We start from the raw sequence: 20,287 nt of genomic DNA on the forward strand, positions 1-20,287 counted from the left end.
ATATGGCTCGTTCATTTAATACCAGCTTTGGTGCGCAAACACGTTATACCTTACGTTCTGTATGGCAAGATCTTCTAAAACGTAAGTTTGGAACTTTTTTAACCGTATTAGTGATTGCGGTATCACTCACTATTCCGACCGTAAGTTATTTACTTTGGAAAAATACCCATCAGGCAGCGACAGAGTTTTATCCGGAACCGGAGCTCACGATTTATTTGCATAAAAATCTTGCTGAACATGATGTGAATGCCGTGGTAGAACGTATTCGCCACTTTGATGCGGATAAAATTGAATCATTGAACTATATTTCTCGTCAGCAGAGTTTAGATGAATTTCGTTCATGGTCTGGCTTTGGTGAAGCTTTAGATATTATTGATGATAATCCGCTACCGGCGGTGGTTACCCTCAAACCGAAAAAACAGTTTACTGGTAATGATGCGATGCTTGAATTGCGTAACGGTTTACAGGCGATTAAAGGTGTACAAGAGGTTCGTCTAGATAACGGTTGGTTAGAAAAATTAACCGCTTTAACTTGGCTGATTGCTCGAATCGCAATGGTTTGTACGGTGTTGATGCTAATTGCGGTGTTTTTAGTGGTGGGAAATGCGGTGCGTACTGATGTAGCAAATAGCAAAGCTTCAATTGAAGTGCAGCAATTATTAGGCGCAACGGATCACTTTATTGCTCGTCCGTTCCTTTATACCGGTATGATTTACGGCTTTTTCGGCAGTTTGCTTGCTATTCTGTTTAGTGCGGTTTTAATCAGTTACTTTACCGGTGTAGTGAAATATGTCACCGATATGTTCACGGTGAAATTTGAGTTAAACGGCTTGGATTTTAGTGAAATGTTTTTCTTGATTGTGGCGTGTATTTTTATTGGCTGGCTATCGGCAAAAATTGCGACCAACCGTCATATACACCGAATCGGTTCTCGCTACTAAGCTAATTTAAGGCAATAAAAAACGGATATTCAGTGATGAATATCCGTTTTTTATATGGTTAGAACTGGTAGTTCAGATTTAATTTTGCGACATTTTGCTGCGCCACTTTTGAACCGTCAGTAACACCGGCTGAAAGTCTGAGTTTGAGATTTTGATATCCCATTTCCACACCTGCCGCTAAATGTTGGCGATTGCCGGTTTCTAAGCTGAATTCGCGATCCGCCACTTTAATTTCCGCATCGCCGTTATGTACCCAATACTCTGCAGAGATTAATGGTTTAATATTAAAGTGAGTGTTTAGAGCAAACTTATAGCCTAGCTCAAGTCCTGCAAAATAGCTGACAAAATCGACCGCTTGTTCTTGCACATTTAGTCCGTCCAATTGGTAATTAGCATGGCCTAAATGATTATAGCGAATACCTGTTTTCGCGGTGGCTTCAAGCTGATTCCAAGTTAGTTCCTGTCCTAAAGTTAAGCCGGTTTGTACAAGTTTACGGCTAAAGCTATCGGTTTGGTTTGCCGATTTTAGCTTATTTTTAATTCGTCCCGCACCTAGATCCAATGCAGCAAATGTACCATTATTTGTTTGATATTTCACAAATGCGGAAGCAATTTGCAAATGATGTTTACCGTTGTTATAAGCAAAATCATTGCTATTACGCACATCGGTTAAGATAGCACCAACTTGTGTATTGGCATTTACTAAACCGCTTACACCAAGCTGAGAACGGAAGCTATCTGTTTCATAATGTTGCTGTGCATTACGATAAGCAGAGCTATTCGTAACCGTGTTATTAGACCATACACGGAACTGATTACCATCGGTTGGGAATTTTTCAATCACTTGCTGAGCGATATCCATATTCACATCCGCAATACTATTTAATTGCGCCGCTGCGTTTGATTCGACTAAATTCGAAATTCGCTGAGCTTTTTGCTGTTGCTGCAGCAACATTTCCGCTTGGTGCAATGCAGCAATTAAAGCATCGGTGTCTAATTCTGTAACTTGTACATTAGGTTTAGTATCTGCGGTTACACTATCCCCATTTTGTTTGATGTTTGGAATCGGTGCATTATTAGTGTCTTCGGTTACGCTGTCCCCATTTTGTTTGATATTTGGAACCGGTGCATTAGGTTTAGTATCTGTGGTTACGCTGTCCCCATTTTGTTTGATATTTGGAACCGGTGCGTTAGGTTTAGTATCTGCAGTTACGCTGTCTCCATTTTGTTTGATATTTGGAACCGGTGCATTAGGTTTAGTATCTGTGGTTACGCTGTCCCCATTTTGTTTGATATTTGGAACCGGTGCATTAGGTTTAGTATCTGCAGTTACGCTGTCTCCATTTTGTTTGATATTTGGAACCAGTGCATTAGGTTTAGTATCTGCAGTTACGCTGTCTCCATTTTGCTTGATATTTGGAACCAGTGCATTAGGTTTAGTATCTGCAGTTACGCTGTCTCCATTTTGCTTGATATTTGGAACCGGTGCATTAGGTTTAGTATCTGCAGTTACGCTGTCTCCATTTTGTTTGATGTTTGGAACCGGTGCATTAGGTTTAGTATCTGCAGTTACGCTGTCCCCATTTTGTTTGATATTTGGAACCGGTGCATTGGGTTTAGAATCTGCGGTTACGCTATCTCCATTTTGCTTAATTTCAGAATTTGCTAGATCAGTGGTAGCTTTGTATTCACCATTCTCATTTTTGAAATTGAGTAAACTATTAGGGGCGGTAACATTAATTGTATTTTTATTATTTTTTGCGGTTACATATGCTTTGTCTTTTTGGATATTAGTTCCTGAAATAACAACGTTTAAATTACCAGATACTTCACCAGTGATTGTAAGCTTGTTGTCATCTTTTAGACGAATTTCATTATCCCCTTCGCTCTTGATACTACCTAAATTAATCGGGTTTATACCGAAGAAGTCATCAGAAGCGTTATTAGCATTGATTTTACTCCCCTCTTTAAGGGTAAGTGTACCGTTGATGCTTAAATTATTGACTGAAATATTTGATTTATTAGAAAGCGTTAGATTTTGAATTTCAACAATTGAGGTATCCTTAAACCCTGTTACCCCTTTGATTTCTAGACTATTATTGGTTGAATGTGCTCCATTGAAACGGTTTACGTTTTGTGATTCTGTAATGACTTCTACTTTTCCTGAAACAGGATTGTTCTCTATACCCAATGCGACAGCATCTAAGACCGATGAAGACTTATCAATAATAATTTTTGAGTTCGTTGTTTTTTCTTTATTGTTTAAGTTACCTGCAATAATATTTTTTACCGTTGTATTTTTTAAGATTAGTTCAGCATTATTATTATCACCGTTAGTATTAAGACCATTACCTAATACGATTGTTGGGCGAGTACGTTCATTCCAACGGGCAATGCTTGTATCCACATTATCAAGTTCAAGTTTGTTACCATTTAGATAAATAAATTGATCAAACTCATTATCGATTACGTAATTTGGATCTAAACTAATTTGATTAGTAATTGGTGGTAGCTCGAGTTTTAGATTTTTTAGTGTGACATTACCGCTAAGAGAAAGTGGAGCTCCTCGTACAGTCAAGGAATTATTATTCCCTTCTATAGTGATGCTATTTCCTAAAGTGAAAGGCAAGATCCCATTTGCTGTTTCGGTATATTTGCTTACTACAATGTTATTCAATAAGGAAATAACAGTACCTTTTTTTCCTAATGAATTTTGAACGGCATTCTCAAATTCAGCTTGAGAAGAAACAGCAATAATGCTCTGAGCATAAACAATTTGTGGAGTAAGCAATACAGAAGAAGCTGGCACTCCGAATAAGATAGCTAATGCAACACGATTTTTAGTAAATTTCATATAAACTATATCCTTAGGTGAAACTTAGTATAGTTTATAGTATGTTTTGACTTTTCTTGATATTCTAGAGTGAATATTTACTTATCTTTATATTTTATGAAATGTTAGTTAAATGTAAGTTCTTTTTGCAGATTTTTTGTAAAAAAAGACCGCTTGCCTTGGAGGGGAAGCGGTCTTTTATCATGTTTTATTGATAGCTTCTATTTAGAAGCGTTTACTAAATTCGACAAAAGCACGGTGTTTGTCGTAGCTATAAAATACGTGGTTACTTTTTACTTTATTAAAGCTATAAGTCAAGCGAGGCGTAATTCCCCAATAATGAACAGCGCGATGCCACAAGCTTAGTGATGCACCGTATTCTTTATTACGTTGCGTAATACCAAAGATCGGCATTGGTGCTTTGTAATTTTTTTGCGCATAGTTAATACTTAATCGAGTTGATAAACCTAATGGCCATTCTTGTGCCCAGCCAAGAGTGATTCCACGGCGGATATAGCTGTCATCTTTATCTCGAGTTGCGGTACGATTGTAGTTTATGTTACCAAACCAATATTGTTTTGCACTGGCAAGATAGGTTAAGCCACTCGAAATGAAATGATAATTACCGTTTAAATGCTTGCGAGACATATAACGTTGTTCCGCATATTCATAGTTAGACTCCCATTGCCATTTAGATGAGAGCCAGTAAGTGGTTTCTAATGTTGCACCACCCGTTTTAGAGAACCGTTTTAAGCTATCGTTACTACTTGAACCACCTGCATAAAGTGTTTGTTCCATGAACGGAAGCATGGCTACGTTAAAGCGAGAAGTTTGGTAGCCTAAACCAAAGCTTCCTCTTACGCTGGCCTCATTGTATTTTTTGTTGTTCCAATAATATTTACCATTACTACTTAGGCGGAACTCATTATAGAAATTATTTCCCCAAGACCATTTCTTGCCGGCATAAAAATTAAAGCCGATCCCTTGTGCAGATTCTGATTTAGGTGCGCTCCATTGTCCGTAAGTTGTGCCGGATTTTGGTGCATTATTGATATTAGGATCGTTTAAATAGGTAAAACCGCCAGAGAATGTCCAGCGATCTTTATTCGCTATTGCGTCAATATACTGATCAACGACATCCTTAATCTGGGAAGGCGGATTTTCGGATCGTATTTTTTGAAATTGATCTTCGGCCGCTTCCAATTCATTATTCTCAAATAAAGCCATTGCGAGCTGTAAACGAGCAGAGCCTAGATCTGAATATTCGGCTAAAACCTCACGATAGTTTGTGATTGCAATATCGTGGTTACCTTTATGGCGAGCTAAAATAGCTTCAGACCACTTAACTACAATCGGATCTTGGTATTGTGAAGGAAGCTTCGTATAAAACGAATAGAGAAAGCTGACTGTATCAGGATTGGATTGATGTAATGCCACAATAAGTGCATTCGAAATTAAATCCGGACGTTTAGCAAACTCTTCTTTGCTCATACTTGGCAGTTTTTTCTGCTGAACGGTTGGTTGGGATATTGGACGAGCTACCGGCTTTTGAATACGAGACTCAATTGCCACTTCTGTTTGGCTGCGTAAGTCGTTTAAATGTTCAGAAATCTGTTGTTCTGTCGTATTAGCAAATGCTGAGAATGCTGTAGATACAGCAAGGGTAGAAATGAGTAGTTTTAATTTCATCTGATATTATTAAGTAAAGAGTGTAATTTTGAATTATATATGAGAATTATTCTTATTAAAATGACCTTTACATAAAAAAGCTATCCTGTCGGATAGCTTTGATGTTTAAAGAATCTTAAATTCTTTTAATGCGTGGAGTATACCGTCTTCTTCAATATGCTTAGTGACATAGTCGGCGTGCTGTTTCAGTTCTTCTTCGGCATTACCCATTGCAACGCTAAAGCCGACTGTATCGAACATTTCAATATCATTAAAACCATCTCCAAATGCCATCGTATTTTCGATATTTAAATTAAAATGACGGATAACATCTTCGATACCACGGGCTTTAGAATTTTCGATACGTAGAATATCAACCGCATTTGGATTCCAACGTACTGCTTTCAGTTCGTCTAAGAGAAGACCGGAAGCACAAATTTCTTCATCACGGCTTTCCGGATAAAAAGCAAGCATTTGTACGGCAGTACTTTTTAAATAGAATTTCGGGTCAACCACATAATCTGATTTTATTGGTGCGGTGGCTGCTCGTACGATTGGGTTTTCTTCCGATACGGCAATTTCTTCCGGCGTGACAAACGCATAAGCAATACCTAATGCATTGAGTTTTTCAATACAACGTTCAATTTGCTCAATAGTTAAACCGTATTGGCTAATCATTTGGTCTTTATAGAAATTGTATTGACCGTTAATCGTAACAAATAACTCAAAGCCGTGTTCACCCATCAGTGGTTTTAAGGCGTGTGGAAAACCGCCAAAGTTACGCCCTGTTGCAATAGCAGGGATAATACCTTTTTCTTTTAATTGAGGAATAACTTGTTGAGTGATTGAATCGGGAATATAAGCTTTGGATTTTACATAGAGGGTTTCATCAATATCAAAGAAGATAATTTTGATTGGCTGACTTGGTCTGGTCATTCGTTGGTTTGTCCTTAATAAAAAGCGAATTACTGAAGAAGATTTTACTCTTTTTTCGATCTATATCGCAAAAAATCTCCTATTTTTCTGATTAAAGTTTGATAAAACCAAAAATAAAAAGGAGAGAATATGAATTATTGGGGATTTAGATGTATTCATTGCCATCAGCCGCTAGCGATTGCAAAGCACACTATTTGTAGCATTTGTTATCGGAAAATAGAAACAAGCTGCTATTGTGGTTGCTGTGGCGCTTTATTACCGGAAAATCAGTTATATTGCGGCAGTTGCTTACGTGATGAGCCAAAATGGCATCGAATTGTTCAGGTTGCATATTATAAGCCGCCACTTTCCGACTGGATTCATCGCTTTAAGTTTCAAGATCAATTTTGGTTGGATCAAGGACTGGCTAGATTATTACTATTGGCAATCAAACAGGCGCAAAGAACACATCGACTGGAATTACCGGAGGTAATGTTTCCAGTGCCGCTTTTTTGGCAAAAAGAATGGAAGAGGGGATTTAACCAGGCACAACTCTTAGCCGAGCATTTATCTAATTGGCTGAATATTCCTTTAGATAACGTTAGCCTAAAGCGAGTGAGGGCTACATATTCTCAACGGCAGCTCACAGCCTATGAACGTAAACGTAATTTAAAAGGTGCATTTCGTTATACGCCAAGTAGAACGTATCAAAGTGTAGCGATTATCGATGATGTGGTGACAACCGGATCTACATTAAATGCGATTTGTGCCGAGTTACTCAAGCAAGGTGTAAAACATATTCAGGTTTGGACATTAGCCCGAGCCTAGCTCGTTTTAAACAAGCGGTCATTTTTACAGATTTTTTTGCAAAAATAACCGCTTGTATTGAATAGTTCGTCGCCGGGCTAGGTTAGATTTTTAAAGTAATCAATGATTAATTGGCTTGCTACTCTCACTTTCTCTGACTGAATACGTTGCGGCGTAACTAAATACAGTGGTGTTTTAGGTAATTTCCAATCTGAACAAAGTGAAATTAATTCGCCGGATTCAAGATGTTCTCGAATATATTTCATCGGAAGCTTAGTGATACCTAATCCGTTTAACAGTAACCCTTTGGCCGCATTAAGAGAATTACAGGTAATGCGATAGTAGGGCATAAATGTTGCGGTATCTCGTCCTCGATTAAGCTGGATGGGCAATTTTTTTATGCCTTTATTCGGATAATTAATCCAGTCCAATTTCTCTAATTCAGATAAATTTTGGGGAAATCCATGGCGCTTAATATAGTCGTGATGCGCTACAATTACCCATTCAAAATTATGTAAATGGCGCGCGACAGTACGGTCATCCGTAATATTGCCCGAACGCAATAAAATATCAAATTTTTGCTCTGAAACATCAATCGGATTATCTTCAAAGGTGATGTTTAAACGAATTTCCGGATGGTTATCAAGAATGTTTTTAAACGTTTTGATCAAAAAACTATCAATTAAACCACTCACGGAGGCGACTTTTAATTCACCGACAGGTTCAGAGCGAAGTGCTTCGATACTACGAACCGCATTTTCTGCACTGTGCTGAATATGTGCAATATGTTGATAAAAAATATTGCCGGCGTCTGTTAAAGATAGCTTTCTTGTTGTTCTGTTTAACAGCTTGATTTTTAACTGATTTTCTAATTTTTTGATCGTTTGTGTTACCGCGGAAGGCGTCATGGACAATTTCTCTGCAGCCGCTTGCATCGCTCCTTGCTCAACGACGGTTACAAAGACCAACATTGCCTTGTAATCATACATACAAAATCCTTTTATTAAGCTCTGCTTAATAGTGTATTAAGTAAAATGGGGTTGTTAAGGCATTTTAAATCATTACAATTAATTTGAAATTTTTACTATTTCATTATTTTTTTGCAATGACATATATGAACTAGTTATGCCTTAGAATTACGATGAGATTCTACGGCTTTTTGGTGTCTTTGCTTAGCGAACTTTTGTATAAAAATAGAAAATTTTCTATTTCCAATGTAAAGGATTTGTTGAATTAATGAAATAGGGAAAATTTCTATTATCTCCATTGTTAATGAGTGTTATTTGTAATAAGTAAATAATACATTGGAGTAATAAGCATAGTGATCAACCACACTAAACAATTTTGATAGTGATTTACGAATTATTATTAGAAGTATTTTGTGACTGGTTTTTTTTCAAAGACGGCTGAAAAGGATTTTCTGGCCGTCTTTTTTCGTTTTTAAGCTTTGGCGGAATACACTTTAAATTTATTGGATTTAGCGATCACTTTATGCGATCCGAAAGCTTTATCCAATAAATCCGGATACGGTAAGAAAGCGTTCGCTACAATACGCAGTTCACCACCGCGATTTAAATGTTGTTTCGCTTGGGCGATTAAATCTTCCACTGCTCGATAAGCGGTATCAATGCCATCGTGAAACGGCGGATTAGATACAATCAAATCAAAACGTTCTTCGATATTTGAAAAAACATCGCTTGCCACAATTGCTCCTTCTAGTGCATTTTCCGCAAGTGTACGACGAGATGATTCGAGCGCCATCGCATGAATATCGGACATGGTTAATTTGATTTTTTCGAATTGTTGTTTAAGACTTGCCCCAATCACACCGGCACCACAGCCAAGATCCAACACTTTACCTTTTAAGCGGTCTGCTTTATTAAAACTCGAAAGCAATAATTGCGTGCCACCGTCTAATTCTGCCGAACTAAATACGGCAGGTAAAGCAAAAATAGTGAGATCCGATAACTGGTAAGATTTCCAAAAGGCTTTGCGGTTAAATTGTGGTACATTTTTGAGCTCAAAATGATATAAACCGCAGCGGCGAGCGGAATCAATTTTGGCGATATCGCCGTAAGTCTCAAGTAATTTTTCTACCGAACGCACACCGGCACGGTTTTCACCGATAATCAACATTTCCTGTCCTACATCGGCTTGCGAAAGCCATTGTAGTAATTGATATTGGCATTCTTGTTTGTTTTTTGTCCAAAAAAATACCGCCAATTCGGCTCTGATTTCGCAATCTAAACCGAAGCTCACATCGGTATATTGGCGTGCATAATCGAAATAACTGCTAAAAACGGCTACACTTTTTGCATTCGCTTTTATTTGATCGACAAAGCGATCTCGAATATCGCCAAAAAGTAAAATTGATTTATTTGCAAACAAAGGCAAATGACGGCTTAACACTTCACTTTCAAGAGAGAGCATAAATATCCTTTTATTTCCGTATATTACGGGGCTTAATCATAAAAACATTTCCGCATTTTACCGACTTTTGATACTATTCCCTACTTGTTTTTGCGAGGTATGAGATGAATCGGCGAGATTTGCTATTAAATGAGATGAATATTCCTCAATGGGTGCTGACAAAACCGCAAGTATTAAAGGGCGATGCGCAAATTCGCTTGGATAAAGCGGTGAAACTGGTTGTGGTATGTGAAGAGAATCATCAAACTAGCGGTCTGTTTTCGGACATTTTATGCACTTTGCAGTTGCAGCCTAACCAATATCAATGGTTGGATGCAGAACAAGCCTTGCGTTTATCTTTTGAACATCATCCTATTTTTTGGCTAATCCAATCGGAAGGACAAGCGGTTGAAATTGCAAAAAAATTTGCAAATCAGACCGCTTGGCAACATAGCTCGTGGCAAGAATTAACTGGTGTGGCGACTAAACGCCAACTTTGGCAACAAATGGCGGCATTTTGTCAGCATTTTGAGGATAATCATGATTGAAATCATTAATGAATCGGATTTTGACCGCTTGTTTGAGATTGAGCAAGCCGCTCATCTTGTACCTTGGAGCAAAGGCACGTTACTCAACAATCAAGGCGACAAATACTTAAATCTCAAGCTGACCGAGCAAGATCAAATCGTGGCTTTTGCCATTTGTCAAACCGTATTGGACGAAGCAACTTTATTTAATATCGCTGTTGATCCGAGTTTTCAAGCAAAAGGTTACGGCAAACGTTTATTATCCGCCTTAATTGAAAGACTGCGTGAACAAGGTATCTTAACGCTTTGGCTGGAAGTGCGAGAATCCAATCTCGCCGCACAAAAATTATATGACGCACTCGGTTTTAATGAAGTCACTATTCGTAAAAATTATTATCCGACACCGAGTGGCGCAAGAGAAAATGCCGTTGTGATGGCACTGTATTTATAAATAATTAGGAACATTAAACATAATGACCACTGAAACCCCATTCATGACCTTTGAGGAATTAGATTTAGCTCCTCAACTGTTAAAAGCACTCAATAAAAAAGGTTACAAACGCCCGACCGCCGTACAAGCGGAAACCATTCCACACGCGCTTGACGGACGTGATTTACTTGGTTCGGCACCAACCGGCACCGGCAAAACTGCCGCATTTTTATTGCCGGCAATTCAACATTTATTGGATTACCCACGCCGTAAACCGGGCGCACCTCGTATTTTAATTTTAACGCCGACTCGTGAGCTTGCGATGCAAGTAGCGGAAGAAGCGCAAGCTTTTGCCGAATTTACCAAGCTTAGTATTGCGACGATTACCGGCGGTGTGGCGTATCAAAACCACGGCGAAGTGTTTAACAGCAACCAAGATATTGTGGTCGCGACACCGGGACGTTTAATGCAATATATCAAAGAAGAAAATTTTGACTGCCGTGCGGTAGAGATTTTGATCTTTGATGAAGCAGACCGTATGTTACAAATGGGCTTTGGTCAAGATGCGGAAAAAATTGCGGCGGAAACCCGTTGGCGTAAACACACGTGGTTATTCTCGGCAACGCTGGAAGGCGAGTTATTGGTGGATTTTACCGACCGTATTTTGGATAACCCGTTAAAAATTGATGCGGAACCAAGTCGCCGTGAGCGTAAAAAAATCCAACAATGGTATTACCATGCGGATAACTTAGAACACAAAACCAAATTGCTTGCTCGTTTAATTTCTACGATGGAAATGGAAAAAGCGATTGTATTCGTTCGCCGTCGTGAAGATGTGCGTGAGTTAAGCGATACGTTACGTAAACGTGGCTTACGTTCGACTTATTTAGAAGGCGATATGGCACAAACTCAGCGTAACCAAGCGATCGCCCGTTTGAAAGACGGTGTAGTGAATGTATTGGTAGCGACGGATGTTGCCGCTCGTGGTATTGATATTGATGATGTCGATTATGTGATTAACTTCGACTTACCGTACAGTGCAGATACCTATTTGCACCGTATCGGTCGTACCGCTCGTGCCGGTAAAAAAGGATCGGCGATTTCGTTGGTTGAAGCGCATGATTACAAACTGTTAGGCAAAATCAAACGCTATACCGAAGAGTTGTTAAAAGCGAGGGTGATTGAAGGTTTAGAACCTCGTACCAAAGCGCCGAAAGACGGTGAGTTGAATACTACGACCAAAAAAGAAAAAGCACGTATTAAAAAACGTAAAGAAGCGAAGAAAGAAGCGGCAAAAGCCAAAGTAAAAGTGCGTCATAAAGACACCAAAAATATTGGTAAACGTCGTAAACCGACTTCAGAAGCGGCAAAATCTGCGTAATACAAGCGGTTAAATTTTTGCAAAATTTTGCAGAAATTTGACCGCTTTTGTTTTCTAGTTTGTAGAGGAAAAACATGGATCTACACAACATCCGAGAAGATTATAGTAAACAAGAACTGTCCCAAGCTCATTGCCATGCGGATCCAATTCAGCAATTCGAACAATGGCTACAGGAAGCGATTGCTGCTAAAGTGAATGAGCCGACAGCGATGAACGTTGCTACCGTTCTTGATGGCAAACCGACCAGCCGTATTGTGTTATTAAAAGAAGTGAATCCAAACGGCTTTGTGTTTTTTACCAATTATCAAAGCCGTAAGGGGCAAGCGATTGAGCAAAATCCTTATGCCGCATTAACCTTTTTCTGGGCGGAGTTAGAGCGTTCGGTACGGATTGAAGGACAGATTGAGAAAATTTTAGCTGAGGAATCGGATCGCTATTTTGCCAGCCGTCCTTATACCAGCCGAGTCGGTGCTTGGGCGAGTAATCAGAGTCAAGTGTTAGCCAGTAAAAGCGAGTTAGTGGCAAAGGCGGCATTGATTGCGGCGAAACACCCGTTACAAGTGCCTCGCCCACCACATTGGGGCGGTTATATCGTATTACCGGAACGTATTGAATTTTGGCAGGGCAGACCAAGTCGTTTGCACGATCGCATTTGTTATCGCCTTGTTGAAGGAAAGTGGCATAAAGAAAGGTTATCGCCATAAGGCTGCAGAGATAAAAAATGGTGAGATTTCTCACCATTTTTTGTTGATTTGACTAAATTAATCGAAGATTTTTAGTCAGCAAGTTTTGTACCGTACAAATAAGTGTAACCGAACGGACTTTGTTTGTAGTCTTGTACACGTTTACTAGTCGGCGCAAAGTTAATTGAGTGTGCCACGTTAATCCACGGTGCTTGTTCTCTTAACAATACTTGTGCCTGTTCGTAGAGTTTAGTACGTTCTGCTTTATCTGATAAGCTGAGTGCTTTGTCTAATAACGCATCTAACTCAGGGCTGTTAAAACGAGCATAGTTACTGTTGCCAACGTTTGCTGAACCGAATAATGGTGATAAGAAGTTATCCGGATCACCGTTATCGCCAGACCAACCGTAAGTACCGGCAGTGAATTCGCCTGCTTTTGAGCGTTTAATATAATCGCCCCATTCATAAGTCACTAATTTTGCTTTTACCCCGATTTTTTCCCAGTCAGCCTGAATAATTTCAGACATACGGCGCGGGTTCGGATTTGATGCACGCACTACCGGCTGTACCCAAAGTTCGGTTTCAAAACCGTTCGGATAGCCTGCTTCTGCGAGTAATTGTTTCGCTTTTTCGATATTGAATTCCGATTCCGCTAAGCTGTCATTGTAGCCCCAAATGGTTGGCGGTAACGGATTTTTCGCCGCAATACCGGCACCTTGGTAAACCACATCAATAATTGCTTTTTTATCAACCGCAAGATTTAACGCTTGACGTACTTTCACATTATCAAACGGTGCTTTTTCGGTGTTAAATGCAACATAAGCGATATTTAAACCCGGTTGTGAAAGTAATTGCACTTTCGGATCGGTTTTCATTTTTTCAATATCGGTTGCATTCGGGAAGTCGATTAAATCGCACTGACCTGCTTGTAATTTCGCATAGCGAGTTGTGGCATCCGGCACAATTTCAAAAATTAAGCGGTCGAAATCGGCTTTACCGTTCCAATAGTCTTTATGTGCAACATAACGGCTTGCCTGATCTAACACGTAACCAGTAAAAGCAAACGGGCCGGTACCAATCGGTGTGGTGTCGATGGTTTCCGGTTTACCGGCTTTTAACATCGCATCCGCATATTCCGCAGAATAGATTGAAGTGAAGTCCATACCTAAACTTGAAACGAAAGTCGCATCACGTTTGGTTAAGGTAAATTTCACCGTATGATCATCCACTTTCTCAACCGATTTTAATAAGGTTGGGAATTTCATCGCTTTAAAGTACGGATAAGTTGCTTTTGATACCGTATGATAAGGATGATTCGGATCTAATTGGCGGTTAAATGAAAATACCACGTCATCCGCATTAAAATCACGGCTTGGCGTGAATGCTTTATTTGAGTGGAATTTTACCCCTTTGCGTAAGTGGAAAGTGTAAGTTAAGCCGTCTTCGGATATATCCCAAGATTCGGCTAACGCCGGCTCAATTTCGGTTGAACCGCGTTTGAATTCAACTAAACGGTTATAAACTTGTTGAGAACTTGCATTGTACGAAATACCGTCCATTGCCAGTGCCGGGCTGAAATATTGCGGTGAACGGCTAACGCAGTTCACGAAAGTTTTTTCGGCAGCCGGTTTCTCTGCGGTTTTAGCATCAGTGTTTTTATCGTCACAAGCGGTTAAGGCAAGTGCTACTAATACACCTGCACTTACTTTAGTTAAAGTCGCTAATTTCATAAGTGCTTCTCCAAGTAGGATTTTAAATAAATCGCAAAATAAAAAGTTGCGAGAGATTACCCTTTCTGAGCAATGGAGTAAAGAACAAAAGGCATTTCGTTATAACGAAAAGATATAAAAAGCGGTCTGATTCCCCTCGAATTTTGCAAAAAAAGTGAGAAATCAGACCGCTTATATTATTTAATAAGTTTCACGAATCAGTTTACTGCTATCAAGTATTCATACTTGTATGAATAAAGAAAAGGTTCTCAAAAAATAAGGACGCCGTAGCGTCCTTATTGCGAGAATTAACTCTTATTGTTTTGGTGCACCGATTGGTAATACTGTGCGACCGAAGCTTTCATTGATAATTTCTGCCGCCGCTAAGTAGAACGCTAATAATGCAGTTAATAAACCGAAGTTACCACCGATGTGAGTAAGTGAGTGATCACCGGTGAAATCGCCAGCTGCTAATAAGTAGAAGGTGATGGTTAATGCTAAGAAGATTGCTTGTAATGCACGTGCTTTTGCTAATGTACCGATAAACATCATTAATGTGAATGTACCCCAAGCTACTAAGTACCAGCCGATGAACGGTGCAGTTACACCTTCAGCGAAGAATACTTTGAATAATGCGAATGACCACCAGAAAGCGCCGTAGCTGGTGAATGCAGTGAAACCAAAGGTGTTACCTTTTGAAAATTCAAACATACCTGCGATCATTTGTGCAGTACCACCGAAAGCAAAGCCCATTGCAAGCACTAAGCCTACGTTTTCGCCACCGAATGTTCCGTTGTTGATTAAGCTAAGTAACCAAGTTGTTAATGCAAAACCGCATAAACCTAGTGGGCCCGGATTCGCAGTTAAAGAGTTATGATTTGACATTTAAGACCTCGAGTCGTTGTTTAATGTTTAAAGTATTCGCCCCTCCGATTGGAAGGACGTTTGAGTTGCAAGAAATAACAAGCAGTTGTTATTTCTTCAAATTTTGCAAATAACTATTTGCCCGTTTTTAGCAAATTCCAGTATTTTTCGTAGATTTCAACGGCTTTGCCTACGTCTGCTTGTAAAATACCTTTATTAATTTCCTCTTTTGGCGGGAAAATTAGCGGGTCATTGACAAGCTCTGGAGAAAGCAGACTTTTTACACCCTCATTCGGCATAGAAAAGCCCATGGTTTCGATTACTTCTTTCGCACTTTCAGGGCGTAATAAGAAATCGATAAATTTATGTGCCGCGTCTTTATTTACCGCACCTTTTGGAATCACATAGTTATCCATCCAAATTACGGCACCTTCTTTCGGGAACACAAATTTTAAATCCGGATTTTCACTTTTAGCACGGTGCGCAGAGCCGCTCCATTGCATCCCTACGGAAACCTCACCTTGTAAGTAAGGCATTTCCGGTGAATCCGAGTTAAAAACTAATACATTCGGCACTAATTTTTGTAAACGCTGATAAGCGCTTTGAATTTCTTGTTCGTTTTCGCTATTCGGTGATTTACCATCAAGTAATAAGGCAATATGAAACACTTCACGCGGATCGTTCATCATCAGCAATTTGCCTTTATACTCATCACGCCATAAATCGCCCCAGCTCGAAATCGTACTTGGATCAAAATCTTGTGAATTTACCCCGATACCGGTTAAGCCATACACATAAGGCAGAGAGTATTTATTTTCTGGGTCGAACGGTTTTGCCATCAATTCCGGTGTCACGTAATTTAAGTTAGTTAATTTGCTTTTATCTAACTCGGCAAGCATTCCTTCTTTCGCCATTTTGCCAACATAGTAGCTGGAAGGAAATACGATGTCATAACCTTTTGAATTTGAAAGTTTTAACTTTGAATACATTTCTTCATTACTTTCAAATGTCGAATAAATGACTTCAATTCCCGTTTCTTTGGTGAATTTTTCTAGGAGTGATGAAGGTACGTATTCCGTCCAGTTATAAACGTATAATTTCTCAGCAGCTTGTGCGGTGAGTGCAGAAAACGCGAGGCTTAATACAGCAAGTTTTGCTAAAAATGCACGACCGAATTTAATCAATTTTTTATCCTCTGAAAAAGGTCAATAAAAAACTAGGCGTAATACCTAGTCCAAAAACATAAAATTATAGCGATAACCGCACTTAGTTTCTATAAATAGTCGTTAAAATTGTAAAAATTTTTGTTTATTTGACCGCTTGTATTGACTGAATATATTAAAATACAATAAATCTATTTTAATGCTAATAATTTTTAATTAGAATAATCTTCTTTTTATTTATTTGGAGCTATTGTGTTTTTAATTGAAAATGCGACTTTTGCTATTCCTACTCGAACTTTACTCCATTCAGTTTCTTTGCAATTCGAGCAAGGTAAAGTGTACGGATTAATCGGACACAATGGCTCAGGCAAATCCACCTTAATCAAATTATTGGCGAAACAAAATACGTTATCCGGCGGCAGAATTCTATTTAATCAGCAAGAACTTAGCCGATGGTCATCACGAGATTTTGCTAAACAAGTTGCTTATCTTCCTCAACATCTCCCGCAAGCTACCAATCTGACCGCCAGAGAGCTTATCGCCATGGGGCGCTATGCGTGGAACGGCTTATTCGGTTCTAATAAACAAAAAGATCATGAAGCCATCGAACGAGCCTTAGCGCTAACCCACACTGAACAGTTTGCCGAGCAGTTGGTGGATACGCTTTCCGGCGGTGAGCGTTCTCGCATTTGGCTGGCAATGTTATTGGCGCAACAAAGCAAATTCTTATTGTTGGATGAACCGCTTGCCGCCTTGGACATCGCTCATCAAGTAGAAGTGATGGAATTGGTCAAAAAATTAGCGCACGAGCTGAATTTAGGTGTGATTATTGTGATTCATGATATTAATTTGGCAGCACGTTATTGTGATCAGCTTGTGGCGTTGCATAGCGGCAAATTATTGGCGCAGGGTGATGCGTTTGAGATTGTAAACAGCCCGAAATTAAAACAAATTTACGGCATTGATCTGAATGTGATCGAACATCCTGAAACCAAACGACCGGTGAGTTTTTATTGATGAAACGACTTATTTTTTTACCACGGAACACACAGAAAAACACAGAAAATATTTATCGTATTTTCCGTGAGCTTCCGTGTTTCTCCGTGGTTAAAACATTAGCGGTCATTTTTGGGCTTTTTTTTGCAATGTCTTGTGGGGTGAAGGCAAAATCTTTTGCGACCTTGGATTGGACGGTTGCCGAAACATTAATAGCGTTAGGTGAGAAACCGGTGGCGGTCGGTGATGTAAAAAGTTATCAGCAGTGGGTCAGTGAACCGGCGTTATCGCATGGCACCTTAGATCTCGGCGTGCGAATGCAACCGAATCCGGAACAGATTCTTGCCTTAAAACAGGGCGATCACGATTTGCATTTTATTAATAGCAGTTTTTACGCCCAAGCCACCGCTACGCTCGAGCCGTTTTCTACTGTGACATTAGTCGATTTTTATACGGAAGGCAATGCTTGGCAAAATATTGTGAATGCCAGCCGTAAAGTAGCATTTATTGCCGATAAACAGGCGGAATTTGAGCAGCTCATGACCAACTATTGGCAAAAAATGGGTGAAATTCGACCGCTTGTTCAGCCTTATTTGGAGCGCCCGATTGCCTTGGTACAGTTTATTGATACACGCCATTTACGCATTTATGCCGCAAACAGCCCGTTTGGTGCGGTGTTATCACAACTCGGCTTTCACAATGCGTGGAACGGTTCGCAAAATGCGTGGGGCTTTGAGACGATTGATGTCACTCAGTTAGCCAAACTTGCGCCGAATAGCCGTTTAGTGGTGGTAAAACCGTATCCGGCGAACATCGGTTCCGCCTTACGTTACAACACCTTGTGGCAACATTTAGCCATGGCGAAAGATCCGTTAATTTTACCGGCAGTGTGGACATTTGGCGGTATTCCTTCCGCCCAACGTTTTGCCGAAATGTTTGCTAACGGATTATTGCACGGAGGCGAACAATGGTAAAAGCAAGCAAATTATTGTTCAGCGGATTAGCTGTGCTATTTTTCGGACTGCTACTGACCGTATTAATGCTACAACTGCCGGACGGAAGCGGGTTGGTTTCGCTATTTTTGCCAAGTGAAAATCTGGAACTACTGCTGATTCAAAGTTATAGCTTACCGCGTATTGTGATGGCATTACTTGCTGGCGGAATTTTAGGTTTAGCAAGCTTATTATTACAGCAAGTGATGGCGAATCCGTTGGCATCGGATAATACGCTTGGCATTAGTAGCGGTGCGCAATTCGCCTTATTTTTAACGGCGATTTTTTTACCGGATTGGCTGGAATACGGCTCAAGTGCGGTCGCATTAATCGGTGCGGCGCTCAGCCTGATTTTAGTGCTGAGTTTGGCAATGCGAAAAACAATGTCGCCTTTATTGCTGATCCTTGCCGGTTTAGTGGTAAATCTATATTTCGGTTCGTTTTCCGCGCTAATGATGTTGTTTTATCCGGAAGAATCTCGAGGTTTGGCGCAATGGGGCGCCGGTTCTTTAGTGCAAGAAAGTTGGCGGGATTCGTTATTATTGATTGCTCAAACCATACCGGTGTTATTGCTTATCGGTTTATTCATTCGTCCGCTAACCATTTTGGCATTAAATGATGCGAATGCACAGAGCTTAGGTGTGCCGGTTGCTAAATTGCGAGTGATCGGTGTATTGATTGCGGCATTTTTAATTGCGGTTGTGGTGGCGAAAGTCGGTATGTTAGGTTTTATCGGCTTGGCTTCGGCAACTATCGTTCGCCAACTGCATATTCGTCGTTTTAGTCATCAACTATGTACTGCTTTTGTGCTGGGGGCGTTATTGTTGGCGAATACGGATTTGCTGTTACAGTTATTTGCCTTTTTTAGCGGGATTCATTTACCGACCGGTGCGGTGGTCGCTTTATTAGGTACGCCATTGTTGCTTTGTCTGATGTTTAGTGCTTTACCGCATACCGGACGTTTGCAAGAAGCGGATTCGCAAAAAATTCGTCAATTTAGACCGCTTGTTCTTGTTTTGATACTCGGCGGTTTAGCGTTGGCAATTTGCTTAGCGTTATTTGTCGGCAAAGGTATCAACGGCTGGCAGTGGACACAACAATGCGAGCTGATTGCGTTGCGCTTTCCTCGCTTAATGGTGGCGATAGCGGTTGGGATTTTATTGTCGGTCGCCGGTGTGATTTTACAGCGTTTGACTTTAAACCCGATGGCAAGCCCCGAATTATTGGGGGTGTCTTCCGGCACTTCAATGGGTGTTTTAGCCGCTTTATTTCTGTTTGGCGCACAACAAACCGAATGGTTTTGGTTGGCAGGGATTCTTGGGGCGTGCGTAGCCTTAATTGTATTATGTGCAATTAATCAACGTAACGGTATGTTGCCGGAAAAAATATTGCTGACCGGTATCAGTCTTGCCGCATTGTTTGATACCTTGCAACGTTTAGCGGTTGCCAGTGGCGATCCTCGAGCCAATCAACTGATTGCCTGGACATCAGGTTCGACCCAAAATGTGAGTAATGAATTGGCTATCGGTTTGCTAGCGCTCAGTTTTGCGCTACTTTTTGCAAGTTTGATTTTCAGCCGTTGGCTCGCCTTACTGGCGTTACAAGCGCCGATGGCACAATCGCTCGGTTTAAATTTAAAACAAGTTCGCTGGTGTTTAATTTTATTTAGTGCGTTATTAACTGCGCTAGCGACCTTAGTTATCGGGCCGTTAAGTTTTATCGGTTTACTGGTGCCGCAAATGGTGCGCTTTTTAGGGGTAAAAAAAGTCCCACAACAGATTTTGATCTCAGCTTGTTTGGGCGGATTGATCATGTCGCTTGCCGATTGGCTCGGCAGACAGTTATTGTTTCCGTATGAAATTCCGGCAGGCTTAGTCGCCACATTAGTCGGCGGAACTTATTTCTTATTAATGCTAAGAAGAGTTTAGCTTTCACAATTTAAAAAATTCTTAACAACACTTTAGGGTGA

The 20,287-nt window shown here is 40.2% G+C and carries 17 protein-coding genes; 9 read left to right on the forward strand and 8 right to left on the reverse strand.

Annotated elements, in window-relative coordinates; all coding sequences use genetic code 11:
* Nucleotides 1-2: 2 nt before the first annotated feature.
* Entirely contained in the window at nucleotides 3-941 is a 939-nt protein-coding gene (gene ftsX, locus EL121_RS07455) for a permease-like cell division protein FtsX (protein WP_039198839.1), read from the forward strand.
* Between the two features lie 58 nt (nucleotides 942-999).
* Here ftsX and EL121_RS11680 read toward each other — a convergent pair whose 3' ends face one another.
* The 3 genes from EL121_RS11680 to EL121_RS07470 all read right to left on the reverse strand — a co-directional run bounded on the left by EL121_RS11680 (nucleotide 1,000) and on the right by EL121_RS07470 (nucleotide 6,378).
* Nucleotides 1,000-3,795: an autotransporter outer membrane beta-barrel domain-containing protein gene (locus tag EL121_RS11680; protein WP_231554678.1), complete on the reverse strand. Its 2,796-nt coding sequence runs from the start codon at nucleotides 3,793-3,795 to the stop codon at nucleotides 1,000-1,002.
* A 204-nt stretch (nucleotides 3,796-3,999) separates the two neighbouring features.
* Nucleotides 4,000-5,463, reverse strand: coding sequence for a porin family protein (locus EL121_RS07465; RefSeq protein WP_039198842.1), 1,464 nt, complete (start codon nucleotides 5,461-5,463; stop codon nucleotides 4,000-4,002).
* A 105-nt stretch (nucleotides 5,464-5,568) separates the two neighbouring features.
* A complete protein-coding gene (locus tag EL121_RS07470; RefSeq protein ID WP_039198844.1) occupies nucleotides 5,569-6,378 on the reverse strand; it encodes a Cof-type HAD-IIB family hydrolase in 810 nt (269 codons plus the stop codon).
* 129 nt (nucleotides 6,379-6,507) lie between these two features.
* Between EL121_RS07470 and EL121_RS07475 the strand changes: the two genes are divergently transcribed.
* Nucleotides 6,508-7,185, forward strand: coding sequence for a DNA utilization protein GntX (locus EL121_RS07475; RefSeq protein ID WP_039198847.1), 678 nt, complete (start codon nucleotides 6,508-6,510; stop codon nucleotides 7,183-7,185).
* A 77-nt stretch (nucleotides 7,186-7,262) separates the two neighbouring features.
* Here EL121_RS07475 and EL121_RS07480 read toward each other — a convergent pair whose 3' ends face one another.
* On the reverse strand, nucleotides 7,263-8,153 hold the full coding sequence (locus EL121_RS07480; RefSeq protein WP_039198850.1) for a LysR family transcriptional regulator: 891 nt from the start codon (nucleotides 8,151-8,153) through the stop codon (nucleotides 7,263-7,265).
* Nucleotides 8,154-8,604: 451 nt separating this feature from the next.
* A complete protein-coding gene (gene rsmC / locus EL121_RS07485; protein ID WP_129545057.1) occupies nucleotides 8,605-9,594 on the reverse strand; it encodes a 16S rRNA (guanine(1207)-N(2))-methyltransferase RsmC in 990 nt (329 codons plus the stop codon).
* Nucleotides 9,595-9,698: 104 nt separating this feature from the next.
* Here rsmC and EL121_RS07490 point away from each other — a divergent pair, with 104 nt between their 5' ends.
* The 4 genes from EL121_RS07490 (at nucleotide 9,699) to pdxH (ending at nucleotide 12,615) form a co-directional block, all read left to right on the forward strand.
* Nucleotides 9,699-10,121: a DNA polymerase III subunit psi gene (locus EL121_RS07490; protein ID WP_039198854.1), complete on the forward strand. Its 423-nt coding sequence runs from the start codon at nucleotides 9,699-9,701 to the stop codon at nucleotides 10,119-10,121.
* A complete protein-coding gene (gene rimI, locus EL121_RS07495; RefSeq protein ID WP_039198857.1) occupies nucleotides 10,114-10,551 on the forward strand; it encodes a ribosomal protein S18-alanine N-acetyltransferase in 438 nt (145 codons plus the stop codon). The genes EL121_RS07490 and rimI overlap by 8 nt, the downstream gene beginning before the upstream one ends.
* Before the next feature lie 22 nt (nucleotides 10,552-10,573).
* On the forward strand, nucleotides 10,574-11,911 hold the full coding sequence (gene srmB, locus EL121_RS07500; protein WP_039198859.1) for an ATP-dependent RNA helicase SrmB: 1,338 nt from the start codon (nucleotides 10,574-10,576) through the stop codon (nucleotides 11,909-11,911).
* 74 nt (nucleotides 11,912-11,985) lie between these two features.
* Nucleotides 11,986-12,615 carry a pyridoxamine 5'-phosphate oxidase gene (gene pdxH / locus EL121_RS07505; RefSeq protein ID WP_039198861.1) on the forward strand — a complete coding sequence of 210 codons (630 nt, stop codon included), beginning with the start codon at nucleotides 11,986-11,988 and terminating at the stop codon, nucleotides 12,613-12,615.
* A 71-nt stretch (nucleotides 12,616-12,686) separates the two neighbouring features.
* On the opposite strand, the gene EL121_RS07510 is transcribed toward pdxH, so the two are convergent.
* The 3 genes from EL121_RS07510 to EL121_RS07520 form a co-directional block, all read right to left on the reverse strand.
* Complete coding sequence (locus EL121_RS07510) at nucleotides 12,687-14,324, reverse strand: ABC transporter substrate-binding protein (protein WP_039198863.1); 1,638 nt, start codon at nucleotides 14,322-14,324, stop codon at nucleotides 12,687-12,689.
* A gap of 294 nt (nucleotides 14,325-14,618) precedes the next feature.
* A complete protein-coding gene (locus tag EL121_RS07515; protein ID WP_015674507.1) occupies nucleotides 14,619-15,188 on the reverse strand; it encodes an acetate uptake transporter in 570 nt (189 codons plus the stop codon).
* A gap of 113 nt (nucleotides 15,189-15,301) precedes the next feature.
* Entirely contained in the window at nucleotides 15,302-16,351 is a 1,050-nt protein-coding gene (locus tag EL121_RS07520) for an extracellular solute-binding protein (protein WP_039198865.1), read from the reverse strand.
* 231 nt (nucleotides 16,352-16,582) lie between these two features.
* On the opposite strand from EL121_RS07520, the gene EL121_RS07525 reads away from it, so the two are divergent.
* From EL121_RS07525 to fhuB, 3 genes are read left to right on the forward strand one after another with little or no spacing between them, the layout of a single operon-like run.
* Nucleotides 16,583-17,347, forward strand: coding sequence for an ABC transporter ATP-binding protein (locus EL121_RS07525; protein WP_039198867.1), 765 nt, complete (start codon nucleotides 16,583-16,585; stop codon nucleotides 17,345-17,347).
* Nucleotides 17,347-18,300: an iron-siderophore ABC transporter substrate-binding protein gene (locus tag EL121_RS07530; protein WP_039198869.1), complete on the forward strand. Its 954-nt coding sequence runs from the start codon at nucleotides 17,347-17,349 to the stop codon at nucleotides 18,298-18,300. The genes EL121_RS07525 and EL121_RS07530 overlap by 1 nt, the downstream gene beginning before the upstream one ends.
* Nucleotides 18,294-20,246 (forward strand): Fe(3+)-hydroxamate ABC transporter permease FhuB, encoded by a 1,953-nt coding sequence (fhuB, locus tag EL121_RS07535; RefSeq protein ID WP_039198871.1) that lies wholly within the window; start codon nucleotides 18,294-18,296, stop codon nucleotides 20,244-20,246. The genes EL121_RS07530 and fhuB overlap by 7 nt, the downstream gene beginning before the upstream one ends.
* Nucleotides 20,247-20,287 lie beyond the last annotated feature (41 nt).

The sequence above is a fragment of the Actinobacillus equuli genome (assembly GCF_900636745.1).
Classification (GTDB): Bacteria; Pseudomonadota; Gammaproteobacteria; order Enterobacterales; family Pasteurellaceae; genus Actinobacillus; species Actinobacillus equuli.